Source organism: Pseudomonas sp. PVC-3-1, assembly GCF_057444315.1.
Map to the genome: position 1 here is coordinate 5,901,788 of NZ_CM172023.1, position 24,844 is coordinate 5,926,631.

The 24,844-nt window shown below is 63.4% G+C and carries 24 protein-coding genes; 4 read left to right on the forward strand and 20 right to left on the reverse strand.

The genetic code is table 11. The annotated features are described in order from the left end of the window. Positions 1-15 precede the first annotated feature (15 nt). Positions 16-339, forward strand: coding sequence for a ferredoxin FdxA (gene fdxA, locus AC2T4A_RS27280; RefSeq protein ID WP_015476292.1), 324 nt, complete (start codon positions 16-18; stop codon positions 337-339). Positions 340-772: 433 nt separating this feature from the next. Here the strand turns inward: fdxA and rpoS are convergent, their stop codons facing one another. The 8 genes from rpoS to AC2T4A_RS27320 all read right to left on the reverse strand — a co-directional run bounded on the left by rpoS (position 773) and on the right by AC2T4A_RS27320 (position 7,799). Continuing rightward, a complete protein-coding gene (gene rpoS, locus AC2T4A_RS27285; protein WP_045210031.1) occupies positions 773-1,777 on the reverse strand; it encodes an RNA polymerase sigma factor RpoS in 1,005 nt (334 codons plus the stop codon). 95 nt (positions 1,778-1,872) lie between these two features. Next, entirely contained in the window at positions 1,873-2,721 is an 849-nt protein-coding gene (locus AC2T4A_RS27290) for a peptidoglycan DD-metalloendopeptidase family protein (RefSeq protein ID WP_416747712.1), read from the reverse strand. A 73-nt stretch (positions 2,722-2,794) separates the two neighbouring features. Continuing rightward, positions 2,795-3,430 (reverse strand): protein-L-isoaspartate(D-aspartate) O-methyltransferase, encoded by a 636-nt coding sequence (locus tag AC2T4A_RS27295; RefSeq protein ID WP_088418250.1) that lies wholly within the window; start codon positions 3,428-3,430, stop codon positions 2,795-2,797. 25 nt (positions 3,431-3,455) lie between these two features. Next, on the reverse strand, positions 3,456-4,214 hold the full coding sequence (surE, locus tag AC2T4A_RS27300) for a 5'/3'-nucleotidase SurE (protein WP_416747710.1): 759 nt from the start codon (positions 4,212-4,214) through the stop codon (positions 3,456-3,458). Beyond that, the gene (gene truD, locus AC2T4A_RS27305; RefSeq protein ID WP_486742263.1) at positions 4,202-5,260 is read right to left on the reverse strand and encodes a tRNA pseudouridine(13) synthase TruD; all 1,059 of its coding nucleotides are present in this window, start codon (positions 5,258-5,260) and stop codon (positions 4,202-4,204) included. Before truD ends, surE begins: the two co-directional genes overlap by 13 nt. Then, positions 5,257-5,730, reverse strand: coding sequence for a 2-C-methyl-D-erythritol 2,4-cyclodiphosphate synthase (gene ispF / locus AC2T4A_RS27310; RefSeq protein WP_416747706.1), 474 nt, complete (start codon positions 5,728-5,730; stop codon positions 5,257-5,259). The genes truD and ispF overlap by 4 nt, the downstream gene beginning before the upstream one ends. 59 nt (positions 5,731-5,789) lie before the next feature. Further along, a complete protein-coding gene (fghA, locus tag AC2T4A_RS27315) occupies positions 5,790-6,641 on the reverse strand; it encodes an S-formylglutathione hydrolase (RefSeq protein ID WP_486742264.1) in 852 nt (283 codons plus the stop codon). 45 nt (positions 6,642-6,686) lie between these two features. Continuing rightward, positions 6,687-7,799 carry an S-(hydroxymethyl)glutathione dehydrogenase/class III alcohol dehydrogenase gene (locus tag AC2T4A_RS27320; protein WP_486742265.1) on the reverse strand — a complete coding sequence of 371 codons (1,113 nt, stop codon included), beginning with the start codon at positions 7,797-7,799 and terminating at the stop codon, positions 6,687-6,689. Between the two features lie 215 nt (positions 7,800-8,014). Between AC2T4A_RS27320 and AC2T4A_RS27325 the strand changes: the two genes are divergently transcribed. The 3 genes from AC2T4A_RS27325 (at position 8,015) to yedF (ending at position 10,417) form a co-directional block, all read left to right on the forward strand. Further along, positions 8,015-8,908, forward strand: coding sequence for a LysR substrate-binding domain-containing protein (locus AC2T4A_RS27325; RefSeq protein ID WP_486742266.1), 894 nt, complete (start codon positions 8,015-8,017; stop codon positions 8,906-8,908). A 68-nt stretch (positions 8,909-8,976) separates the two neighbouring features. Next, positions 8,977-10,203, forward strand: coding sequence for a selenium metabolism membrane protein YedE/FdhT (yedE, locus tag AC2T4A_RS27330; RefSeq protein WP_486742267.1), 1,227 nt, complete (start codon positions 8,977-8,979; stop codon positions 10,201-10,203). After that, positions 10,169-10,417: a sulfurtransferase-like selenium metabolism protein YedF gene (gene yedF, locus AC2T4A_RS27335; RefSeq protein WP_486742268.1), complete on the forward strand. Its 249-nt coding sequence runs from the start codon at positions 10,169-10,171 to the stop codon at positions 10,415-10,417. The genes yedE and yedF overlap by 35 nt, the downstream gene beginning before the upstream one ends. 194 nt (positions 10,418-10,611) lie before the next feature. Here the strand turns inward: yedF and ispD are convergent, their stop codons facing one another. The 12 genes from ispD to fabZ form a co-directional block, all read right to left on the reverse strand. Further along, positions 10,612-11,310 carry a 2-C-methyl-D-erythritol 4-phosphate cytidylyltransferase gene (ispD, locus tag AC2T4A_RS27340; protein WP_478377120.1) on the reverse strand — a complete coding sequence of 233 codons (699 nt, stop codon included), beginning with the start codon at positions 11,308-11,310 and terminating at the stop codon, positions 10,612-10,614. After that, entirely contained in the window at positions 11,307-11,591 is a 285-nt protein-coding gene (gene ftsB, locus AC2T4A_RS27345; protein ID WP_416747694.1) for a cell division protein FtsB, read from the reverse strand. Before ftsB ends, ispD begins: the two co-directional genes overlap by 4 nt. A 63-nt stretch (positions 11,592-11,654) precedes the next feature. After that, the gene (gene eno, locus AC2T4A_RS27350) at positions 11,655-12,944 is read right to left on the reverse strand and encodes a phosphopyruvate hydratase (protein ID WP_416747692.1); all 1,290 of its coding nucleotides are present in this window, start codon (positions 12,942-12,944) and stop codon (positions 11,655-11,657) included. Between the two features lie 107 nt (positions 12,945-13,051). Further along, positions 13,052-13,897: a 3-deoxy-8-phosphooctulonate synthase gene (gene kdsA / locus AC2T4A_RS27355; protein ID WP_416747690.1), complete on the reverse strand. Its 846-nt coding sequence runs from the start codon at positions 13,895-13,897 to the stop codon at positions 13,052-13,054. 2 nt (positions 13,898-13,899) lie between these two features. Then, the gene (gene pyrG / locus AC2T4A_RS27360) at positions 13,900-15,528 is read right to left on the reverse strand and encodes a CTP synthase (protein ID WP_169940904.1); all 1,629 of its coding nucleotides are present in this window, start codon (positions 15,526-15,528) and stop codon (positions 13,900-13,902) included. A gap of 171 nt (positions 15,529-15,699) precedes the next feature. Beyond that, positions 15,700-17,019, reverse strand: a complete 1,320-nt coding sequence (gene tilS / locus AC2T4A_RS27365) for a tRNA lysidine(34) synthetase TilS (protein WP_486742269.1) — start codon at positions 17,017-17,019, stop codon at positions 15,700-15,702. Positions 17,020-17,088: 69 nt separating this feature from the next. Then, the gene (gene accA / locus AC2T4A_RS27370) at positions 17,089-18,039 is read right to left on the reverse strand and encodes an acetyl-CoA carboxylase carboxyl transferase subunit alpha (RefSeq protein ID WP_416747685.1); all 951 of its coding nucleotides are present in this window, start codon (positions 18,037-18,039) and stop codon (positions 17,089-17,091) included. 114 nt (positions 18,040-18,153) lie between these two features. Continuing rightward, positions 18,154-21,684, reverse strand: coding sequence for a DNA polymerase III subunit alpha (dnaE, locus tag AC2T4A_RS27375; protein ID WP_478377123.1), 3,531 nt, complete (start codon positions 21,682-21,684; stop codon positions 18,154-18,156). 154 nt (positions 21,685-21,838) lie between these two features. Further along, positions 21,839-22,450, reverse strand: coding sequence for a ribonuclease HII (rnhB, locus tag AC2T4A_RS27380; RefSeq protein WP_486742270.1), 612 nt, complete (start codon positions 22,448-22,450; stop codon positions 21,839-21,841). Next, on the reverse strand, positions 22,450-23,592 hold the full coding sequence (gene lpxB, locus AC2T4A_RS27385) for a lipid-A-disaccharide synthase (RefSeq protein ID WP_486742271.1): 1,143 nt from the start codon (positions 23,590-23,592) through the stop codon (positions 22,450-22,452). Before lpxB ends, rnhB begins: the two co-directional genes overlap by 1 nt. 2 nt (positions 23,593-23,594) lie before the next feature. After that, positions 23,595-24,371, reverse strand: a complete 777-nt coding sequence (gene lpxA / locus AC2T4A_RS27390; RefSeq protein ID WP_416747677.1) for an acyl-ACP--UDP-N-acetylglucosamine O-acyltransferase — start codon at positions 24,369-24,371, stop codon at positions 23,595-23,597. Then, on the reverse strand, positions 24,368-24,808 hold the full coding sequence (fabZ, locus tag AC2T4A_RS27395; RefSeq protein ID WP_138522697.1) for a 3-hydroxyacyl-ACP dehydratase FabZ: 441 nt from the start codon (positions 24,806-24,808) through the stop codon (positions 24,368-24,370). The genes lpxA and fabZ overlap by 4 nt, the downstream gene beginning before the upstream one ends. Positions 24,809-24,844: the final 36 nt, after the last annotated feature.

Here is a 24,844-nt window from a genome sequence, read left to right on the forward strand (position 1 = left end):
AGGAGAAAATTAGAAATGACCTTCGTCGTCACCGACAACTGCATCAAGTGCAAATACACCGACTGCGTGGAAGTATGCCCGGTGGACTGCTTCTACGAAGGCCCGAACTTCCTGGTCATCCACCCGGATGAGTGCATCGACTGCGCCCTGTGCGAACCGGAGTGCCCGGCACAGGCGATCTTCTCCGAGGACGAAGTCCCGGATGGCATGCAGGAGTTCATCGAGCTGAACAAGGATTTGGCCGATGTATGGCCGAACATCACCGAGAAGAAGGATTCCCTGCCGGACGCCGAAGAGTGGGACGGCAAGCCGAACAAGATGCAGTATCTGGAGCGCTGATTTCCAGCACCTCCAGAAATAGAAAAGGCCCGCCTAGTGCGGGCCTTTCTGCATCTGAAATGTCACTTTTCTGCGGGCAAAAAAAGGGGCGGGATAACCCGCCCACTCTTTCTTCCCTTCTTCATCATCCTGATGAACCGCATCCTGCGGGGGTCCTGACCGACATCCTTACCGGCCTGCGCCTTTCCGTGTACGCAGGAGTGATATTACCCGCCTGCCGGATCGCGGCAACTAGGGCACTTCCGCGCACCCTACCGCCTCAGCGCCTCTCTCTAGAAGCAAAATACTTATAAAACAATAAGATACGAAAAATCTGCGCCAGAGCTGGCAGTATTTCAAGCTGAATACTCACAGATGATGTAAGCGAATGCTTACATCACGACGCATAAAAAAGCCCGGAATCATCCGGGCTTTTTCGTTGTCGGCCTGAACGCTACTGGAACAGTGCGTCGCTCGACAGGCCGTTCTTCTCGAGGATTTCGCGCAGACGCTTGAGGGCCTCGACCTGGATCTGCCGAACCCGCTCGCGGGTCAGGCCGATTTCCTGGCCGACTTCCTCCAGAGTGCTGCTTTCATGGCCTCGCAGGCCGAAGCGGCGAATCACCACTTCACGCTGCTTATCGGTCAACTCCGATAGCCAAAGGTCGATGCTCTCGCTGAGATCGTCATCCTGCAGCAGTTCGCAGGGATCGGTGGGGCGGTCGTCGGTCAGGGTATCGAGCAGGGTCTTGTCCGAATCCGGGCCGAGGGAAACATCCACCGAAGTGACCCGCTCGTTCAGACCGAGCATTCGCTTGACCTCTTCCACCGGCTTCTCGAGCAGGTTGGCGATCTCCTCGGGCGACGGCTCGTGGTCCAGCTTGTGGGTCAGCTCGCGAGCGGCCCGCAGGTAGACGTTGAGTTCCTTCACCACGTGGATCGGCAAACGAATGGTGCGGGTCTGGTTCATGATGGCCCGTTCGATGGTCTGACGAATCCACCAGGTCGCGTAGGTGGAGAAGCGGAAGCCGCGTTCGGGGTCGAATTTCTCCACCGCGCGGATCAGCCCGAGGTTGCCCTCTTCAATCAGGTCGAGCAGGGAGAGACCGCGATTGACGTAACGTCGCGCGATCTTCACCACCAGACGCAGGTTGCTTTCGATCATTCGCCGCCGGCCGGCCGGGTCGCCCTTCTGCGCAAGGCGCGCAAAGTGGACTTCCTCTTCCGGGGTCAGGAGCGGCGAGAAACCGATTTCATTCAGATACAGCTGGGTGGCGTCGAGCGCGCGGCTGTAATCGATGTGCTTGTGTTGCTTGAGAGAGGAAAGTGAGGTGGCTTTAGGAGTGACTCGAAGCGATACCTGCTCTTCGGCAAATGACTCTTCGAGGATGATGCCAGGCTCCAGCAGGAGCACTTCATCATCGACGTCAAACTCCGGCCCTTCTTTTTTAAGTGCCATGTCGTTATCCCTTGCTGAGTTCGACAACAAGCCCAGGTGCGTCCTTATCCTTAGGACACCTAGGCCCGCTCACCCACGCAGGGGAACAGCTACCGTCAACGACTTGGCAGGTATTGCAGCGGATCTACAGGTTTACCCTGGCGGCGAATCTCGAAGTGCAGCTTCACCCGGTCCGTCCCTGTGGAGCCCATCTCGGCAATGTTCTGCCCGACTTTGACCTGTTGCCCTTCCCGCACCAGCAACCTGCGGTTGTGACCGTAGGCGCTTACGTAGGTATCGCTGTGCTTGATGATCACGAGTTCGCCGTAGCCCCGCAAACCACTACCGGCGTACACCACCGTGCCATTAGACGCAGCCAGGACAGGCTGGCCCAATTGCCCGGCTATATCAATCCCTTTATTCAAACTGCCGTTTGATGCAAAACGCCCAATAAGAGTGCCATTGGTTGGCCATATCCAGCCCCCCGGTGCGCCCCCTGCGACTGCCGGAGTTCCGCCGCTGGCGGGCGTCTGCGCGGGAGTAGTGACGGCGGGAGTGGTCGGTTTACTGGCGGTCGCAGGCTGAGTAGCCGGTTTGTTGACGACCACCGGCGCGACAGACGTCGTGTTTTTGGCGACAGACGGTGCAGTTGACGAGCCACCATCGAAGCGAATGGCCTGACCGGGACGAATGGTGTACGGCGCGGAAATGTTGTTGCGCGCGGCCAGGGCTTTCCAGTCCCAGCCGTAGCGGAAGGCAATGGAATACAGCGTGTCACCGGGACGCACGACGTATTGGCCAGAGGTGACGGTCGGCTTTTGCTGAGCGTTGCGGTCCACCACGGTAGTGGTACTGCGCGAAGTTGAAGAACAGGCCGCCAGCAGAGAGCAAACGGCAATGGCCACCACAGCGTGGCCCAGGCCCTTGATCCAGTTCCGTTGACACAGGGTCGCTGTCAAGCTCACCCATCCCCCTTATCCATGAATTGACGTCCAGCCTCACTGGCCGGCAGTTACCGCAGCCTTGACCGGCTTGCTCTCAGCCTAGCGGACCGTTGAGCAGCGGGACGAAGCGTACGGAATCCAGCACCTGGCGCTGGAAGCCGTCCTCGGTGCGGACGATCAGCATCAGTTGCTGCACCTCGCCGCCACCGACCGGAATCACCAGTCGCCCTCCAGGCGCCAGCTGGTCCAGCAATGCCTGCGGGACCTCGGCCGCCGCGGCGGTGACGATGATGCCGTTGTAAGGCGCCAGGGCAGGCCAGCCTTCCCAGCCGTCGCCCCAACGAAAGACAACATTTCTCAGGTTTAGCTCCGCAAGTCGTTCTTTCGCGCGGTCCTGCAAGGCCTGGATGCGCTCGACGGAGAATACCCGCTCCACGAGCTGGGACAGCACGGCTGTCTGGTAACCCGAACCGGTTCCGATCTCCAGCACCTTGTCCAGAGGGCCTGCGGCCAGCAGTAGCTCGGTCATCCGCGCCACCATGAAGGGCTGCGAGATGGTCTGGTTGTGCCCGATGGGCAGCGCGGTATCTTCATAGGCGCGGTGCGAAAGCGCTTCGTCGACGAACAGATGGCGCGGCGTACGGCGAATCACTTCCAGCACATGGGCGTTGGACAGTCCCTCTTCGTACAGACGCTGGATCAGACGCTCACGGGTGCGCTGGGAAGTCATGCCAATCCCGCCGCGGCGCGACAATTCATTGGCCATGGTCGAGCCCTCCGAGCCAGTCGCCAAGGACATTGAACGCCTCCCGGAAGGTCCGGTCCATCTGCAGCGGCGTGACGGAAACGTAGCCCTGCATGACCGCGTGGAAATCGGTGCCCTCTCCACCATCCTCGGCATCGCCGGCAGCGGCGATCCAGTAGCCTTCCTTGCCGCGCGGGTTGACCACCTTGACCGGCGGCTTGGCGCGGGCGCGATGGCCCAACCGGGTCAGCTGGATACCCTTGATCCGCTCCAGCGGCAGGTTGGGAATGTTCACGTTGAGCACGGTGCGCGGTGGCAGCGCGAGCTTCTCGTGGGACTCGACCAGCAGGCGAGCGAAGTGCATGGCGGCTGGCAGGTTGTCCGTCAGGCGCGAGCACAGCGAGAAAGCGAAGGCCGGGCGGGACAGGAAACGCCCTTCCAGCGCCGCCGCCACGGTACCCGAATAGAGCACGTCGTCGCCCAGGTTGGCGCCGAGGTTGATGCCCGACACGACCATCTCCGGCACGTCTTCGAGCAGGCCGTTGAGGCCCAGGTGCACGCAGTCGGTCGGAGTGCCGTTGAGGCTGATGAAACCATTGCCCAGGCGATGGGGATGCAGCGGCCGATCCAGCGTCAGCGAACTACTCGCTCCGCTACGATCGGCTTCCGGGGCGATCACGATGCAGTCCGCATAATCGGACAACGCGTCGTGAAGCGCGGCGATACCGGGTGCAGTGACCCCGTCGTCGTTGGCAATCAATATGCGCATGGGCTTTCCGTCTGCCCTGCCGGCACGAGGTCGATCAGCTCGCGCACTACCACGGTGGCGAAGCAGCCCGCCGGCAGGACGAATTCCAGTTGCAGAATGTCAGGGGCGGGATAATGCCATGTAAGACCCGGGATGGGGAGGCGCAGAATGCGCCGTTCGTGCGCCATGTCCGCACCGGCAAGCCACTGGCAAAGCGCCATCTCCGCCTGCTGCACGCTGCTTTCGATCTCTCCGGGCTGGCTCGTCGCCGGTGAATCGCCCTCGCCCCACATCGGACCGGTGGGATGCAGGTCGAGTACCGCAAGGCGCGGGTCGGAGCATTCCGCTTCGCCAGCGGGGAAGAAGCTCCGGCTGTCGGTGAACGCCAGCAGGTCACCGACCAGCGCCTGATTCCAGGTGCCTTGCGCCACGCGGCGGGCCAGCACCTGGTTGAAGACATAGCTGCGCGCCGCCGAGAGCAGGCGCGAGCGCATGTTGCGATGCTCCGGCAGCTTACCGCGCTCGGCAAAGCCACGGGCATCGAAGACGTTGCCGCCCTCATGGCCGAAACGCTGGGTACCGAAGTAGTTCGGCACGCCGTTGGCGGCTATGGCCTTCAGACGTGCTTCGAGCTGTTCGCGATCCGCCTGCAGCTCGGTCAGACGCAAGGTGAAACCGTTGGCTGAATGCGCGCCACGCTGCAATTTGCGGCGATGGCGATTGCGCTCGAGGATGCGCAGGCTGTCGTCCTCGGCCGCCGCCAGATCAGGATCGGACTTGCCCGGCAGATGCAGACTGAACCACTGGCGGGTCAGAGCCTGGCGGTCCTTGAGCCCGGCATAGCTGATCATCTTCACCGGTACGCCGGCCGCACGGGCCAGGCGGCGCGCAGCTTCCTCGGTGTTCAGGCCACGCTTCTCTACCCACAGCCAGAGGTGCTCGCCGTCACCCGAGAGTGGGATATCCAGTACTTCGTCGACCTGGAAGTCTTCGGCCACAGCCTTGAGCACGGCACTTCCGCACGCTTCGCCATGGGCGCGCGGGCCCAGCAGTTCCAGCTCGGTCATGCGCGGCCCAGCAAGGCAACAGCGTGAACCGCGATGCCTTCTTCACGGCCGGTAAAGCCGAGTTTCTCGGTAGTAGTGGCCTTGACGTTGACCTGGTCCAGTTCGACCTTCAGGTCGGCGGCGATGGTCTCGCGCATGCTCTGGATGTGCGGCGCCATCTTCGGTGCCTGGGCAATGATGGTGGTGTCGACGTTTTCCACTTTCCAGCCCTTGGCTTCGACCAGGCTCAGCACGTGGCGCAGCAGCGCACGGCTGTCAGCGCCCTTGAACTGCGGATCGGTATCCGGGAAGTGCTTGCCGATATCGCCCAGCGCGCAGGCGCCCAGCAGGGCATCGGAAAGTGCGTGCAGGAGTACGTCGCCGTCGGAATGGGCAATCAGCCCGAACTTGTGGGGAATGCGCACGCCGCCGAGGGTGATGAAGTCGCCCTCGCCGAAGCGGTGCACGTCGTAGCCATGTCCGATACGCATGAAAAAACGCCCTGTAGATGTCAGGGCGTCGATTCTACCGGATCACTGCGCCGAGGGTGTCAGCCACAGAGCGCTGCGGCGTGGTGGCGCAGGTGATCTTCGATGAAGCTCGCAATGAAGTAGTAGCTGTGGTCATAGCCGGGCTGCAGGCGCAGCTCCAGCGGACGGCCGACCGCAGCGGCCGCTTCGCGCAGGGCCTCCGGCTTGAGTTGCACGGCGAGGAAGTCGTCGCGGTCGCCCTGATCCACCAGGATCGGCAATCGCTCGCTGGCATTCGCCAGCAGCTCCACGGCATCCCACTCGCGCCAGGCGGCCGGATCCTCACCCAGGAAGCGGCCCAGTGCTTTCTGGCCCCATGGGCAATCGCTCGGGTGGGTGATAGGCGCGAAGGCCGATAGCGACAGGTAGCGCCCCGGATTGCGCAGCGCGCAGATCAGCGCGCCATGGCCACCCATGGAGTGCCCGCTGATGCCGCGCTTCTGGGAAACCGGGAAGTTCGCCTCAATCAGCGCCGGCAGCTCCTGTACCACATAGTCGTGCATCCGGTAGTGGCGCGCCCAGGGTTCCTGGGTGGCGTTGACGTAGAAGCCGGCGCCGAGGCCGAAGTCCCACGCGCCATCCGGATCGCCCGGCACTTCCGGCCCGCGGGGGCTGGTGTCCGGCGCGACGATGACAATCCCAAGCTCGGCAGCCATGCGCTGGGCGCCGGCCTTCTGCATGAAGTTCTCGTCGGTGCAGGTCAGGCCGGACAGCCAGTACAGCACTGGCAGGCCCGCCTCGGGCTCGGCCTGGGGCGGCAGGTAGACCGCGAAGGCCATGTCGCAGCCGAGGGTTTCGGAACGATGGCGGTAGCGCTGGTGCCAGCCGCCAAAACTCTTCTGACTGCTGATGAGTTCGATGGAATCCGTCATGGAGCCTCCTGTGAGGCCGGGCGCGCAGGGCGCCCGGCGGTTCGATCAGTAATGGATGACGGAGCGGATGCTCTTGCCTTCGTGCATAAGGTCGAAGGCTTCGTTGATCTTCTCCAGACCCATGGTGTGGGTGATGAAGGTATCCAGCGGGATTTCGCCCTTCTGCGCCTTTTCCACGTAGCTCGGCAGTTCGGTGCGGCCCTTCACGCCGCCGAAGGCGGAACCACGCCAGACGCGGCCGGTGACCAGTTGGAACGGACGGGTGCTGATTTCCTGGCCGGCACCGGCAACGCCGATGATAGTGGATTCGCCCCAGCCCTTGTGGCAGCACTCCAGCGCCGCGCGCATCAGTTGAACGTTGCCCACGCACTCGAAGGAAAAGTCCACGCCGCCGTCGGTCATTTCGACGATGACGTCCTGAATCGGCTTCTGATGATCCTTCGGATTGACGAAGTCGGTAGCGCCCAGTTCCTTGGCGATGTCGAACTTGGCCGGGTTGATATCAACAGCAATGATGCGCGAGGCCTTGGCCATCTTCGCGCCGATGATCGCCGCCAGGCCAATGCCGCCCAGGCCGAAGATGGCGACAGTGGCGCCCTCCTCCACCTTCGCGGTATTCAGCACGGCGCCGATGCCGGTGGTCACGCCGCAACCGAGCAGACAAACCTTCTCCAGCGGCGCCTCCTCGGGGATCTTCGCCAGGGAGATTTCCGGCAATACGGTGTACTCGGAGAAGGTCGAGCAGCCCATGTAGTGGAAGATCGGCTCGCCCTTGTAGGAGAAGCGGCTGGTGCCGTCGGGCATCAGGCCTTTGCCCTGGGTGGCGCGCACGGCCTGGCAGAGGTTGGTCTTGCCGGATTTGCAGAATTTGCACTCACGGCATTCGGCGGTGTACAGCGGGATCACGTGGTCACCCACTTTCAGCGAGGTCACGCCCTCACCGACTGCTTCGACGATGCCTCCACCTTCGTGGCCGAGGATGCACGGGAACACGCCCTCGGAATCCTGGCCGGACAGGGTGTACGCATCGGTGTGGCAGACGCCGGTGGCGACGATGCGCACCAGCACTTCACCCTTCTGCGGCGGCGCGACATCCACTTCGACGATTTCCAACGGCTTGTTGGGGGCGAAGGCTACGGCGGCACGGGACTTGATCATCGGGAAACTCCTGAACGAGAAAACGACAACGCCCGCCAATGGCGGACGGGTTCGGCGCAGAGGCCGAGAAACCGGGACGGGCCGGAGCCACGTCGGGGAGCGGTGGGGGCAATAGGCCAAAAGCGCGCCCCAAAGCCTTGGAAGTGTAGAAAACCCCGTTTGAGGGAATAATCAGGCAATAATCAAAACATTATTGCAATACAGGGATAATCCAGATGCACCGCTGGGAAGGACTGGACGAATTCGTCGCCGTCGCCGAAACCGGCCAATTCACTGCCGCCGCGGAACGCCTCGGCGTGTCTTCGTCCCATGTCAGCCGGCAGGTCGCCCGACTGGAAGAGCGCCTGCAGACGCGCCTACTCTACCGCAGTACACGCAAGGTGACGCTGAGTGAAGCCGGGCAGACGTTCCTGCAGCATTGCCGGCGTCTGCAGGATGCCCGCGAGGAAGCATTGCGCGCTGTCAGCGATCTGTCCGCCGAGCCCAAGGGCTTGCTGCGGATGACCTGTGCTGTGGCCTATGGCGAGCGTTTCGTGGTGCCGCTGGTGAACGAGTTCATGGCGCAGTTCCCGCAACTGCGGGTAGAGATCGAGTTGTCCAACCGCCAGTTGGACCTGCTTCACGAGGGCTTCGACCTGGCGATCCGCCTCGGCCGCCTGAGCGATTCACGCTTGGTGGCCACACGTCTGGCACCCAGGGTGATGTACCTCTGCGCAACGCCGGAGTACCTCGCCCGCCACGGCACGCCGCAGAGCGTGGCGGAGCTGGCGCGGCACAACTGCCTGGTGGGCAGCAGCGACCAATGGAGCTTTCTCGAGGACGGCCGCGAAACCCAGCACCGGGTCCAGGGCAACTGGCGCTGCAACAGCGGTCAGGCCGTGCTCGATGCGGCGCTGCGCGGGTTCGGCCTGTGCCAACTGCCCGACTACTACGTGCTGGAACACCTGCGTAGTGGGCGCCTGACATCGCTGCTGGAGGGGCACCAACCGCCCAATACCGGGGTCTGGGCGCTGTATCCCCAGCAGCGGCATCTGTCGCCCAAGGTGCGACAATTGGTGGACCATTTGAAGAAAGGCCTACAGCACCTTCAGCACTCTCCGTTGCCTTGAAGCAAGCACCGGGAAATTGCGTTGGCTAGAATGCGCGGTTTCCCACCGCAAGCTTCAAGGACGACGACATGTCTGCCCTTTCCTCCTTCCGCGAGCGCTATCTCCTGCGCTTCTGGTCACCACTGCCGACGCTGGTCGCGCTGGGCGTCATCTCCGCCTACTACTTCGCCATGACCGGCACCTTCTGGGCGGTCACCGGCGAGTTCACCCGTTGGGGCGGCCATGTGCTGTCCTGGTTCGGCCTGCAGCCGCAGGAATGGAGCTACTTCAAGATCATCGGCTTGCAAGGCACACCGCTGGACCGCATCGATGGTGTGATGATCATTGGCATGTTCCTCGGCGCACTGGTCTGTGCACTCTGGGCCGGCAACGTCAGCCTGCGCTGGCCAACCAGCAAGCGTCGCCTGCTGCAGGGCCTGATCGGCGGGGTGATCGCCGGCTTCGGTGCGCGCCTGGCGATGGGCTGTAACCTGGCGGCCTTCTTCACCGGTATCCCGATGTTCTCGGTGCACGCCTGGGCCTTCATGTTTTCCACCGTGATCGGCGCCTGGTTCGGCGTGAAGATCAGCCTGCTGCCCTTCCTGCGTATTCCCCTGAAAGTGGGCGGCAAGGCCGCGGCGCTTCCCAGCGCCGAAGCCCTGGCTCGTCGCGCCAAGCTGCAATGGCGCCTGGGCATGGGCGTGCTGGCTATTGCCGCGCTGTTCGCCGCCTGGCGCTTCGAGGTCTCGCTGGTGCTGGGCATGGCCTGCCTGTTCGGCCTGCTGTTCGGCGGTCTGATCGAGCGCGCGCAGATATGCTTCACCAGCGCTGCCCGCGACCTCTGGACCACCGGCCGGACCCAGGCCGCGCTGGGCATCCTGCTGGGCATGGCGGCCGCCTGCGTCGGCACCTTCGCGGCGATCCACAATGGCCTGCCGCCGAAGATCTTCTGGATGGGCCCGAACGCGGTGATCGGCGGCGTGCTGTTCGGCATCGGCATCGTGCTGGCCGGCAGCTGCGAGACAGGCTGGATGTACCGCTCGATGGAAGGCCAGGTGCACTTCTGGGTAGTCGGCATCGGCAACGTGATCGGCGGCACGCTGGTCGCGGTGTATTGGGACCAGCTCGGCACCAGCCTCGCCCTGCCCTACCCCAAACTCAACCTGCTGCAGGAGTTCGGCCCTGGTGGCGGCCTGCTGATCACCTTCGCCGGCCTCGCCCTGTGCATGCTGCTGGAGCAACTGAACGCGCAACGATTCACTCGTAAACGGAAAGCCTACGATGTCCGAAACCAAGACGCCGACGCTGTCGCTTGATTTGCGCGGCGAACACTGTCCGTACAACGCCATCGCCACCCTGGAAACCCTGGAGACGCTCAACCCGGGCGACCTGCTGGAGGTCATCACTGACTGTTCGCAGTCGGTGCACGGCATTCCGGAAGACACCCAGCGCCATGGCTACCATTGCCTGGCGGTGGAGCAGCATGGGGCGCTGTTCCGCTTCCTGATCGAGGTCCCGCTGCTGGGCTGAGGTTGTTTTTGTAGGAGCGGACTCCGTCCGCGATGAGCCCGAATCGCGCCGGAAGCCAATCGCGGACAAAGTCCGCTCCTACGGCCCAGCCCGGCGCGCAGCCTGTAGGAGCGAGCTTGCTCGCGAACCTGCCCAGCACTGAAGTCGCCGGAAACTTTGTTCGCGAGCAAGCTCGCTCCTACAGAGATACAGGATCAGTGCTTGGCGAAGTTACGCTGCAGGCGCTGCAGGTCTTCCGGGGTGGTGACCTTGATGTTGTCCACCCGCCCTTCCACCATGCGCGGCGCATAGCCCGCCCACTCCATGGCAGAGGCTTCGTCGGTGATGGCCGCATCGGCCACCAGCGCATCGGCGAGTGCGCGATGCAGCGCGCCGAGGCGGAACATCTGTGGGGTGTAGGCCTGCCAGACCACGCTGCGATCGATGGTCTCGACGACTCGGCCATCAGCGCCAACGCGCTTCAACGTATCCCGCGCGGGTACACCGAGCAGCCCGCCCACAGCGTCGAATTCCAACTCGTCCAGCAGACGATCCAGGTCGGCGCGCGCAAGATTCGGCCGGGCGGCGTCATGCACCAGCACCCAGTCATCCGGCGCGGCGCCCAGCTCGCTCAGGCGCAGCAGGCCGTTGAGCACGGAATCCGCACGCTCGCGGCCACCTTCGGCGCGCTGGATCAGCTCGTTGGAGGCACTGGGCAGGGTCGGCCACCAGGGATCGTCGGCAGCCAGGCACACTACGAGGCCCTTGAGCCTGGGATGGCCAAGGAAGCAATCGAGGGTGCGTTCGAGAATGCTGCGACCGGCAAGGTCGAGGTATTGCTTGGGGCGATCGGCGCGCATCCGCGAACCGATACCGGCGGCCGGGATTACGGCCCAGAAGGCGGGAGTGGTCATTGCGCGAGCTGGTAGAGGGTTTCCTTGTCCTTGACCATGCCAAGTTCGTGGCGTGCACGCTCCTCGACGGTCTCGGTGCCTTTCTTGAGCTCGGCGACTTCCGCCTCGAGGATGCGGTTACGCTCGAGCAGGCGCTCGTTCTCACCCTGCTGGTCGGCGATCTGCTTCTGCAGGTCGCGCACTTGCGCCAGGCTGCCTTCGCCTACCCACAGGCGATACTGCAGGCCGGCCAGCGCCAGGATCAGCACGACGAACAGCCAGTAAGGGCTACGTAACCTCAAACCATCAGCTCCCTATACGCGAAGGGGTGGCTTGTGCCACCCCTTCACCGTACCAGACTAGGATCAGCCGCGGAATTCCGCGCGACCACGGTACGGCGCCTTGGCGCCCAGCTGCTCTTCGATGCGCAGCAGCTGGTTGTACTTGGAAACGCGGTCGGAGCGGCAGAGGGACCCGGTCTTGATCTGACCAGCGGCAGTGCCGACAGCCAGGTCAGCGATGGTGCTGTCCTCGGTTTCGCCCGAACGGTGCGAGATCACCGCGGTGAAGCCGGCAGCCTTGGCCATCTGAATGGCTTCCAGAGTCTCGGTCAGCGAGCCGATCTGGTTGAACTTGATCAGGATCGAGTTGCCGATCTTCTCGTCGATGCCGCGCTTGAGGATCTTGGTGTTGGTCACGAACAGGTCGTCACCGACCAGCTGTACCTTCTCACCGATCTTGTCGGTCAGGACTTTCCAGCCAGCCCAGTCGGACTCGTCCATACCGTCTTCGATGGAGATGATCGGGTAGCGCTGGGTCAGGCCAGCCAGGTAGTCGGCGAAACCTTCGGCGCTGAACACCTTGCCTTCGCCTTCCAGGTCGTACTGGCCGCCCTTGAAGAACTCGGAGGAAGCGCAGTCCAGGGCCAGGGTCACGTCGTCGCCCAGCTTGTAGCCAGCGTTGGCGACGGCTTCGGCGATGGCGGCCAGGGCGTCTTCGTTGGAAGCCAGGTTCGGCGCGAAGCCACCTTCGTCACCTACGGCGGTGTTCAGGCCACGGGCCTTCAGCACGGCTTTGAGGTGATGGAAGATCTCGGCGCCCATGCGCAGGGCGTCGGCGAAGTTCTTGGCGCCAACCGGCTGAACCATGAACTCCTGGATGTCGACGTTGTTATCGGCGTGCTCGCCGCCGTTGATGATGTTCATCATCGGAACCGGCATGGAGTACTGGCCCGGGGTACCGTTCAGGTCGGCGATGTGCGCGTACAGCGGCACGCCCTTGGCCTGGGCGGCGGCCTTGGCGGCGGCCAGGGACACAGCGAGGATGGCGTTGGCGCCCAGCTTGCCTTTGTTCTCGGTACCGTCGAGGTCGATCATCGCGTGATCCAGACCTTTCTGGTCAGCCGCGTCCTTGCCCAGCAGCAGGTCGCGGATCGGGCCGTTGATGTTGGCCACGGCTTTCAGCACGCCCTTGCCCAGGTAACGGCTCTTGTCGCCATCGCGCAGTTCGAGAGCCTCGCGGGAACCGGTGGATGCACCGGACGGGGCGCAAGCGCTGCCGACGATGCCGTTGTCCAGGATCACGTCCGCTTCAACGGTCGGGTTGCCGCGGGAGTCCAGGACCTCACGGCCCTTGATGTCGACGATCTTTGCCATTCTTGATAACACTCCGAAGATAGAGATAAACGGGGCGGCTGGTGAGACATCAGAACCTGCTCAATGCCCCGCCGAGCTTGACGCTACGGGGCACATTGAGCGGATTCTCAGGCAGTCTCGATAGTGGGGAAACTCTTGACCAGGTCGTCCAGCTGCTTGAGCTGGGACAGGAAAGGCTCGAGCTTGTTCAGGCGCAGGGCGCACGGACCGTCGCATTTGGCGTTCTCTGGGTCCGGGTGGGCCTCCAGGAACAGACCGGCGAGGCCCTGGCTCATGCCGGCCTTGGCCAGGTCGGTGACCTGGGCGCGGCGGCCGCCGGCGGAATCGGCGCGACCGCCCGGCATCTGCAGGGCGTGGGTCACGTCGAAGAACACCGGGTACTCGAACTGCTTCATGATGCCGAAGCCGAGCATGTCCACCACCAGGTTGTTGTACCCGAAGGAGGAGCCACGCTCGCAGAGGATCAGTTGGTCGTTACCCGCCTCCTCGCACTTGCGCAGGATGTGTTTCATCTCCTGCGGCGCGAGGAACTGGGCCTTCTTGATGTTGATCACCGCATTGGTCTTGGCCATGGCCACGACCAGGTCGGTCTGCCGGGACAGGAAGGCCGGCAGTTGGATGATGTCGCAGACCTCGGCCACCGGAGCGGCCTGGTAGGGCTCGTGCACGTCGGTGATGACCGGCACGTTGAAGGTCTTCTTGATCTCTTCGAAGATCTTCAGCCCTTCTTCCATGCCCGGACCACGGAACGAGGTGATCGAGGAACGGTTGGCCTTGTCGAAGCTGGCCTTGAACACGTAGGGGATACCGAGTCTCTCGGTGACCTTCACGTACTCTTCACAGACCTGCATCGCCAGGTCGCGCGACTCCAGCACGTTCATGCCGCCAAACAGCACGAACGGCAGGTCGTTGCCAATCTGGATATCACCGACGCGGATGATCTTCTGGGTCATGTTCAGGCTTTCCCGGCTTGCTTCAGGGCGGCGTTGACGAAGCCGCTGAACAGCGGGTGGCCATCACGCGGGGTGGAAGTGAATTCCGGGTGGAACTGGCAGGCCACAAACCACGGATGATCCGGAGCCTCGACCACTTCGACCAGCGCACCGTCGCCGGAGCGGCCGGAAATCTTCAGGCCAGCGGCTTCCAGTTGCGGACGCAGGTTGTTGTTCACTTCGTAGCGATGACGATGACGCTCGACGATCACTTCCTTGCCGTAGCAGTCGTGCACCAGGGTGCCAGCCGACAGCAGGCATTCCTGGGCGCCCAGGCGCATGGTGCCGCCCAGATCGGAAGCTTCGGTGCGCACTTCGGTGGCGCCGGTAGCATCCTGCCACTCGGTGATCAGACCGACGACCGGGTGGCCGCTGGACTTGTCGAACTCGGTGGAGTTGGCATCGGTCCAGCCCAGCACGTTGCGGGCGTATTCGATGACGGCCACCTGCATGCCCAGGCAGATGCCCAGGTACGGAACCTTGTTCTCGCGAGCGTACTGCACGGCGGTGATCTTGCCTTCTACGCCGCGCAGGCCAAAGCCGCCCGGGACCAGGATGGCGTCGGCGCCTTCGAGCAGGCTGGTGCCCTGCTGCTCGATGTCCTCGGAGTCGATGTAGCGCAGGTTGACCTTGGTGCGGCTCTGGATGCCGGCGTGGGTCATGGCTTCGATCAGCGACTTGTAGGCGTCGAGCAGTTCCATGTACTTGCCGACCATGGCGATGGTGACTTCACGCTCAGGGTTGAGCTTGGCGTCGACCACACGGTCCCACTCGGACAGGTCGGCCGGGCCGCACTCCAGACCGAAGCGCTCGACGACGAAGTCATCGACGCCCTGGGCGTGCAGGACGGACGGAATGCGGTAGATGGTGTCGACGTCTTCCAGCGAGATGACCGCGCGCTCTTCCACGTTGGTAAAGAGAGCAATCTTGCGGCGGGAAGAAATATCCACCGGATGGTCAGAACGGCAGACCAGGATGTCCGGCTGCAGGCCGATGGAGCGCAGCTCCTTGACCGAGTGCTGGGTCGGCTTGGTCTTGGTCTCGCCAGCGGTGGCGATGTACGGGACCAGCGTCAGGTGCATCAGCATGGCGCGGCGCGAACCGATCTCCACGCGCAACTGGCGGATGGCCTCGAGGAAGGGTTGCGACTCGATGTCACCAACGGTGCCGCCGACTTCCACCAGGGCCACGTCGGCATCGCCGGCGCCCTTGATGATGCGACGCTTGATCTCGTCGGTGATGTGCGGGATGACCTGCACGGTAGCGCCCAGATAGTCACCACGGCGCTCCTTGCGCAGCACGTCCATGTAGACGCGGCCGGTGGTGAAGTTGTTGTTCTGGGTCATCGTGGTACGAACGAAACGCTCGTAGTGGCCCAGATCGAGGTCGGTCTCGGCACCGTCGTGGGTGACGAACACCTCACCGTGCTGGAACGGGCTCATGGTGCCCGGATCGACGTTGATGTAGGGGTCCAGCTTGAGCATCGTGATCTTCAGGCCACGCGCTTCCAGAATGGCAGCCAAGGAAGCCGAGGCGATGCCTTTCCCCAATGAAGAAACAACACCACCCGTGACGAAGATGTAGCGCGTCATGAAAAGCCCTGAATGTCAGCGTTTAGGCGGCTCGGCCGCCGGGGAAGCGAAGGTGTCGGGTACAAGACCCGGCTCACGACTTCGTCGTGAAAATAGCGAACTCCCACTGATTCGCAGGCGAATCAACAGGAGCGGTACAAGACGGGAGCGTAGTCTACCGGAAAGCCGCTATCAGCTCAAACCCGAGTCATTCGTCGGAGGTGTCCAGCGCAGGGTCCAGCCCTGCCCCACCTCAACCTGCAGGTCCGGCAACAGCGCCACGCCGAGCAGTTCGTCGGCTCGCCAGAGCAGCGGCAAACGGCCACGCAAAAAAGCCGGCACAGCCGCCTCGTTGAGCAGACGCTTGAGGTCGCGCGAGCCTCGACCGGCCAGCGCCATCGCCTCCCCACCCTGGCGATAGCGAACCTCCAGCGGTCCGCCCGGCGGCTCGCCGTCGAAACGCAGCGAACCGTTTCCCGCCAACGAAAGCGGCCGTGCAGGGTCAGGCCAGGTCTGATTCCTCGGCACGAACCCGAGCCAGGGATTGGCCAGCCACCAGAGCCGTCCGTGAGCACGGCGCAGTTCGCCATCGGCGAGCCGCCAGATGGGCTCGGCGTCTTCGCGAGCGTCGCGCAGGTCTCGCCAGCCGGCCCAGTGTGCGCTGTCAGGCAAACGCGCCAGTGGCGCAAGCCAGTGACGCAATGCATTGCGCTGGCGTGATTCGCTCAACTCCGCCAGCGCCGCGATGGCCAGCGAAGGCAATTGCATACCAATGTATTCATTGCGTGCGCCGGCGCAGATCAGGTCGTTCTGCGCCAGCTCCCCCAACAGCCCGTCGGCTTCCGCCAAATGCTCAGCGCTCCGGGCAATGGTTTCGACCGCGGCGGGCCAGCGCCGGATGATGCCCGGCAGCACCTGGTTGCGCAGGTAGTTACGGTCGTAGTCGTTGCTGGCGTTGGACGGGTCTTCCACCCAGCTCAGCCCGTGCCTGCGGGCATAACGCTCCAGCTCTGCACGATTGAGACCGAGCATGGGGCGCAACAGAATCCCTGCTCCCAAGGGGCGACTGGCAGCCATACCGGAAAGCCCGCGCACGCCTGCCCCCCGGAACAGCCGGAACAGCACGGTTTCCGCCTGATCGTCACGGTGCTGGCCAGCCAGCAGGCATTCGTCCTCCCCCAGTGCTGCGACGAAAGCCGCGTACCGCGCTTCGCGCGCCGCACGCTCCAGGCTGGCGCCGTCATCGACCTGCACCCGCGCCAGCTGCAAGGGAATCCCAAGTGAATCGCAGAAGCGCTGGCAATGCTCTGGCCAGGAGTCCGCAACAGCCTGCAGGCCGTGGTGCACGTGAATCGCGGAAATCGGCGGCAAGGCCTCGCGATGGGCGAGTTGCGCCAGGAGATGCAGGAGAACAGTGGAATCCAGCCCGCCGGAAAAAGCCACGCGCCACACCGGCGCATGACGCCAGGGAGCGAGGAAATTCAGCAGCCGGGATTCGAAGTCAGCAGACATGGCGCAGGTCGGCAGGGTCGGGGACGAGGCAAGGATACCTCGTCACCCGCGCTGCGCCGAAGGCGTCGATCAGGCGACGCCGTAGCTCATCAGGCGCTCGTAGCGGCGCGCGAGGAGTTCTTCGGTGCTCAGCTGGTTCAGCGTATCGAGCTGGCCGAGCAGGGAACTGCGGATGGTCTCGGCCATGGCGGCCGGATCGCGGTGGGCGCTGCCCAGCGGCTCGGGGATGACGTTGTCGACGATACCCAGGTCCTTCAGGCGGTTGGCGGTGATGCCCATGGCTTCGGCCGCTTCCGGTGCCTTTTCGGCGGTACGCCAGAGGATCGAGGCGCAACCTTCGGGCGAGATCACCGCATAGGTGGAGTACTGCAGCATGTTCAGCTGGTCGCACACGCCGATGGCCAGTGCGCCGCCGGAGCCGCCTTCACCAATCACGGTGGCGATGATCGGGGTCTTCAGGCGCGCCATGACACGCAGGTTCCAGGCGATCGCCTCGCTCTGGCCACGCTCTTCAGCGTCGATGCCCGGGTAGGCGCCGGGGGTGTCGATGAAGGTCAGAATTGGCATCTTGAAGCGTTCGGCCATCTCCATCAGGCGGCAGGCCTTGCGGTAGCCTTCCGGACGCGGCATGCCGAAGTTGCGGCGCACCTTCTCGCGCACTTCGCGGCCCTTCTGGTGGCCGATGATCATCACCGGCTGGTCTTCCAGGCGGGCAACGCCGCCAACGATGGCCGCGTCGTCGGAGAAGTGGCGATCACCGTGCAGCTCTTCGAACTCGGTGAAGATGTGCTCGATGTAGTCCAGGGTGTAAGGGCGACGCGGATGGCGTGCGAGCTGGGCGATCTGCCAGCTGGACAGGTTGCCGAAGATGTTCTCGGTCAGCGCCTTGCTCTTCTCCTGCAGACGGGAGATTTCGTCGGTGATGTTCAGGGCGTTGTCGTTGCCAACCAGGCGCAGCTCTTCGATCTTGGCGTGCAGGTCGGCAATGGGCTGTTCGAAATCGAGAAAATTCGGGTTCATGGGCTATCCGTCGTTCTGTTGGCGGCTGGGCCTGGTCCGTAGGCGCCCTACCTTACGGTATCGGGCGCCGAGGGTCGAGACTGGCGGGCGGGCGGCCTTTGGCCACCGGCCTCACTAGCGGTAGTTCAGGAAGACGTTGTCGCGGCCGAACTGGTCACGCAGCGCTTGAATCAGGTTGTCTGCCGGGTCGATCCGCCACTGCTCGCCGAACTGCAGCAGCGCGCGCGCCGACTCGCCACTGTAGTCCACGGTGACGGGGCAACTGCCTCTATGGCGGGTGCACAGATCAGCCAGCCAGCGCAGGCGGTCACCCTTGAGTGCATCGGCATGCACGCGCACGCGCAGGCTTTCCGCCAGCGAGGTGCGAGCCTCTTCCAGCCCCATTACGCGCTTGGCACGCAGACGCAGGCCGCCGGAGAAATCGTCCTGGCTGACTTCGCCCTCGATCACCACCAGCGCGTCGGTCTGCAGCAGCGCCTGGTTGGCGGCGAAGGCTTCGGCGAACAGCGAGGCCTCGATACGGCCGGAGCGGTCGTCCAGCGTCACGAAGCCCATCTTGTCGCCACGCTTGTTCTTCATCACCCGCAGGTTGACGATCAGGCCAGCAACGGTCTGGGTATCACGCGCCGGCTTCAGTTCGACGATGCGCTGGCGGGCAAATCGTCGCACCTCGCCCTCATACTCATCGATCGGGTGACCGGTCAGGTACAGGCCGAGGGTGTCCTTCTCGCCCTTCAGGCGCTCCTTGAGGTTGAGTTCCTTGACCTTGCGGTGGTTGGCGTAGACGTCCGCCTCGGGCTCGGCGAACACGCCGCCGAACAGGTCCATGTGGCCGCTGTCATGGCTGCGCGAGGTCTGCTCGGCGGCTTTCACGGCTTCTTCCATGGACGCCAGCAGCACGGCACGGTTGATGTCGACGTGGGCGTGGTAGGCCTTCTGTTCCTCATGGAAGTGCGGGCCAAGTCGGTCCAGCGCACCGGCGCGGATCAGCGCTTCCAGGGTGCGCTTGTTGACGCGCTTGAGATCGATACGGTCGCAGAAGTCGAACAGGGTCTTGAACGGCCCGCCTTCGTTGCGGCATTCGGTGATGGCTTCCACCGGGCCTTCACCGACGCCCTTGATCGCGCCCAGACCGTAGACGATCTGGTTGTCCTCGTCGACGGTGAAGCGGAATTCGGAGTTGTTCACATCCGGCGCCAGGATGCGCAGCTTCATGTGGCGGCACTCTTCGATGAGCGTCACCACCTTGTCGGTGTTCTGCATATCCGCGGTAAGTACCGCGGCCATGAACGGGGCTTTCCAATGGGTCTTCAGCCAGGCGGTCTGGTACGACACCAGGCCGTAGGCAGCGGAGTGCGACTTGTTGAAGCCATAGCCGGCGAACTTTTCCACCAGGTCGAAGATGTTGCCCGAGAGGTTGGCGTCGATGCCGTTATTGGCACAACCTTCGATGAAGCCGCCGCGCTGCTTGGCCATTTCCTCGGGCTTCTTCTTGCCCATGGCGCGACGCAGCATGTCCGCGCCGCCGAGGCTGTAGCCCGCCATCACCTGGGCGATCTGCATCACCTGTTCCTGGTACAGGATGATGCCGTAGGTGGGCTTGAGCACCGGTTCGAGGCCTGCGTACTGGTAGTCCGGGTGCGGATAGGAGATTTCTTCACGACCGTGCTTACGGTTGATGAAGTCATCCACCATGCCCGACTGCAGCGGGCCGGGACGGAACAGCGCCACCAGTGCGATAAGGTCTTCCAGGCAGTCCGGCTTGAGCTTCTTGATCAGCTCCTTCATGCCGCGCGATTCAAGCTGGAAGACCGCGGTGGTCTCCGCCTTCTGCAGCAGGTCGTAGGTCTTCTTGTCGTCCAGCGGGATGCGGTCGATATCGACCAGCTCGGTCTCGCCATTCTTCTGCTGGATACGATGGATGATCTCCATCGCCCATTTGATGATGGTCAGGGTACGCAGGCCGAGGAAGTCGAACTTCACCAGGCCGGCGGCCTCCACGTCGTCCTTGTCGAACTGGGTCACCAGGCCGGCGCCCTCTTCGTCACAGGCGATAGGAGCGAAGTCGGTCAGCTTGGTCGGTGCGATCACCACGCCGCCGGCGTGCTTGCCGGTACCGCGGGTGACGCCTTCCAGCTTGAGCGCCATGTCCCAGATTTCCTGGGCTTCCTCGTCGGTCTTGAGGAAGTCGCGGAGCATTTCCTCCTGCTCGAAGGCCTTCTCCAGGGTCATGCCCACTTCGAAGGGAATCATCTTCGACAGCTTGTCGGCCAGGCCGTAGGACTTGCCCTGCACCCGCGCCACGTCGCGTACCACCGCCTTCGCAGCCATGGAGCCGAAGGTGATGATCTGGCTCACCGCGTTGCGGCCGTAGGCGCCGGCCACGTAGTCGATCACCCGGTCACGGCCTTCCATGCAGAAGTCGACGTCGAAGTCGGGCATGGAAATACGTTCGGGGTTCAAGAAACGTTCGAACAGCAGGTCATAGGCCAGCGGGTCGAGGTCGGTGATCTTCAGCACATAGGCGACCAGCGAACCGGCACCCGAGCCCCGGCCGGGGCCCACGGGCACGCCGTTGTTCTTGGCCCACTTGATGAAGTCCATCACGATCAGGAAGTAGCCGGGGAAGCCCATCTGGATGATGGTGCCCAGTTCGAACTCCAGACGATCGACGTAGATCTGCCGCTTCTCTTCGTAGTTCGGCGTGGTGTCCTTCGGCCAGAGCACCGCGAGGCGCTCTTCCAAGCCTTCGTAGGAGACATGGCGCAGGTAGTCGTTGATGTCCATGCCGTCGTAGGGGATCGGGAAGTTGGGCAGGAAGTACTTGCCCAACTGGACGTCGATGTTGCAGCGCTTGGCGATCTCGACGGAGTTTTCCAGAGCCTCGGGAATGTCGCTGAACAGCTCGGCCATTTCTTCCGGGCTCTTCAGGTACTGCTGGTCGGAATAATTGCGCGAACGGCGCGGATCATCCAGGGCACGGCCTTCGCCGATGCATACGCGGGTCTCGTGGGCTTCGAAGTCCGCTTCCTTGATGAAGCGCACGTCGTTGGTCGCCACCAGCGGCGCGCCGCTGCGCGCGGACAGGGCCACGGCGGCATGCACATGCTCTTCATCATTGACCCGATTGGTACGCTGGATGTCGAGGTAGAAGCGATCCGGGAAGACCTCCAGCCACTCAGCCAGCAGAGAATCGGCCAGGGCGTCGTCACCTTCGAGCAGAGCCATGCCGATCTCGCCTTCCTTCGAGCCGGACAGCGCGATCAGGCCTTCGGCGGCCTCCTTGACCCATTGACGCTCGATGATGATCTCGCCGTTGCGCTGGCCTTCCTGCCAACCACGGGAAATCAGCTCAGTCAGGTTACGGTAGCCCTTGGCATTCATCGCCAGCAGGGTCAGGCGCGTCAGCGGGCCGTCCTCGTCGCGGTTGGCCAGCCAGATATCGGCCCCGCAGATCGGCTTGATGCCGCCGCCCATGGCCGTCTTGTAGAACTTCACCAGCGAGCACATGTTGCTCAGGTCGGTCACCGCCACCGCCGGCATGCCCGCCCCGCCGACCGCCTTGATCAGCGGCTTGACCCGCACCAGGCCGTCGACCAGGGAGAATTCGGTGTGCAGACGCAGGTGAACGAAGGTGGCGGTCATGGTGGTCCTTGGCAAACGCGAAAAACGGCAAGCCCCGGATTGTACCGGGGCTGTCCGCAAAGCTACAGGGATCAATGGGCCAGCCGTCGCACCGGGTGATTGAAGTCACCGGCGGCCCGCTGACCGAAAGGAATTCCAGAGTAATAACAGGGTGTTACAGGATGCCGACGGGGTTTTCCAGCAGATCGCGCACCGGACCGAAGGAGCGCCGGTGGATGGGCGTCGGCCCCAGGCGCTTGAGCGCTTCGAGGTGCACTGGAGTGGGATAGCCCTTGTGCCCGCCGATACCGTAACCGGGGTACAGAGCTTCCATTTCCTGCATTTCGCGATCGCGGCTGACCTTGGCCAGGATCGAGGCAGCAGCGATGGCCGGCACCTTGGCGTCGCCCTGCACGACCGGCGCAGAGGACACCTGCAGTTTCGGGCAGCGGTTGCCGTCGATCAACGCCAGCTTCGGCGTGACACTCAGGCCTTCCACCGCGCGCTGCATGGCCAGCATGGTGGCGTGGAGGATATTCAACTGATCGATCTCGTGCACATCGGCACGCGCGATGCACCAGGCCAGGGCCTTCTCGCGGATCTCGTCGAAGAGTTTTTCACGCTTGGCTTCGGAGAGCTTCTTGGAGTCGTTCAGCCCGCTGATCGGGCGCGCCGGATCGAGAATGACCGCTGCCGTGACCACGGGGCCGCACAGCGGGCCACGGCCGACTTCGTCAACGCCAGCTACCAGCTCTTCCACCAGCGTGAAGTCCAGGCCCATCTGCATCAGTGTTTCTCCACCAGGGCAAGGACCGCTTCGGCGGCCTGCGCGGACGCATCCTGGCGCAAGGCGCGATGGATGGCGTCGAAGGATTCAGTCTGCACGCTGCCATCATCAAGCAGCGGCAACAGCGTAGTGGCAAGCGCCTCGGGCGTGGCCGCATCCTGGATCAGTTCCGGCACCAGCAGTCGCCCGGCCAGCAGGTTCGGCAGGGAGATATAAGGGCTCTTTACCAGGCGTTTGAGAATGCGATAAGTCATGGGCGCCACCTTGTAGGCAACGACCATCGGGCGCTTGTACAGCAGCGCTTCCAGCGTGGCGGTGCCGGAGGCAATCAACACGGCGTCGCATGCGGCAAGCGCCTCGTGGGAAGCGCCGTCGAGCAACTGCACCGGCAAGTTGCGGCCGGCCAGCATCGCCTCGATCTGTACGCGACGCTCAGGGCTCGCGCAGGGCAGCACGAAACGCAGGCCGGGGCGATCCTGCAGCAAGCGCTGGGCGGTATCGAGGAACAGCGCGCCAAGCTTGCCGACCTCGCCTCCCCGGCTACCGGGCAGGAGCGCGACAACGCTGGCATCGTGCGGCAGGTCGAGACGCTCGCGCGCACCGGCTCGGTCGGCTTCCAATGGGATGGTGTTGGCCAGCGGGTGGCCGACGAAACGCACCGGCACCGCATGCTCTTCGTAGAAGCGCGCCTCGAACGGGAAGAGCGCGAGCATCAGGTCGCAGGCTTCCTTGATCTTCAGCACGCGTTTCTGCCGCCAGGCCCAGACCGACGGACTGACATAGTGCACCGTGCGGATGCCCGCGCGGCGCAGCTTCAATTCGATGTTGAGGTTGAAGTCCGGCGCATCGATACCGATGAACACGTCCGGCTTCGCCGCGATCAGCATCTGCACCAGGTCCTTGCGGCGGCGCAGCAGTTCGCGCAGGCGCCCCAGGACTTCGAACAGCCCCATGACCGCCAGGCGCTCCATAGGGAAATGCGTCTTCAGCCCTTCAGCTTCCATGCGTGGACCGCCGACGCCGATGAACTCGATGCCGGGGTGGCGCTGCTTGAGCGCCTGCATGAGGCCGGAGCCAAGGATATCGCCGGACGCCTCGCCCGCGACCAGGGCGACGCGCAGCTTGTGTGCGGTCGGTTGCATGGTCAGCGGGTGATGCCGCGGGTGGAGCTCTGGATGGAATCGCGGAATACCGCGACTTCCGGGAACTGCTCGGAGACTTCGGCCAGTTCGGCCAGCGCCTCGTCCACCGTCAGGCCCTGGCGATAGACCACTTTGTAGGCGCGGCGCAGCGCCTGGATCGATTCGGCGCTGAAACCACGACGGCGCAGCCCCTCGAAGTTCATGCTGCGCGCCTCGGCTGGGTTGCCGAAGACTGTGACATAGGCCGGAACGTCCTTGCCGATGGTGGTCCCCATGCCAGAGAAGGCGTGGGCACCGATGCGGCAGAACTGGTGCACCAGGGTGTAGCCGGAGAGGATCGCCCAATCATCCACGTGAACATGGCCCGCCAGCGCAGTGTTGTTCACCAGGATGCAATGGTTGCCGATCACACTGTCGTGGCCGATGTGCACATAGGCCATGAGCAGGTTGTGATCACCGATAGTGGTTTCCGAGCGATCCTGGATCGTGCCGCGATGGATGGTGACACCCTCGCGGATCACATTGTGGTCGCCAATCACCAGGCGAGTCGGTTCGCCCTTGTACTTCAGGTCGGGGGTATCTTCACCCACGCTGGAGAACTGGAAAATCCGATTGTGCTTACCGATCTTCGTGGGGCCTTTGACCACCACGTGCGGACCGATCACCGTACCTTCGCCGATCTCCACATCCGGCCCGACCATGGACCAGGGGCCCACTTCTACGTCGTCAGCCAGCTTTGCGCGCGGGTCGATGATGGCGCGAGGATCGATCAAACTCATAGTTTGCGTTCCGCACAGATGATTTCAGCCGAGCATACCGGCTTGCCGTCCACGGTGGCATTGCAGTCGAACTTCCAGATGCCGCGCTTGACGCTGATGAACTGGGCGTTCAGTTGCAGCTGGTCACCCGGCAGCACCGGCTGGCGGAAGCGCAGCTTGTCGGAGCCGACAAAGTAGTACAGGGTGCCATCGGCCGGCTTCACGTCGAGCATCTTGAAACCGAGGATACCGGCAGCCTGGGCCATGGCCTCGATAATCAGGACGCCCGGCATGATCGGATGCTGTGGGAAGTGGCCATTGAAGAACGGCTCGTTGATGCTGACATTCTTGTAGGCGCGAATGCGCTTGCCTTCAATGTCCAGCTCCACCACCCGATCCACCAGTAGGAAAGGGTAGCGATGAGGCAGGTATTCGCGAATCTCGTTGATGTCCATCATGTTCAGGGGAGCCTGTTCAGAAAAGGGAAACGCCAA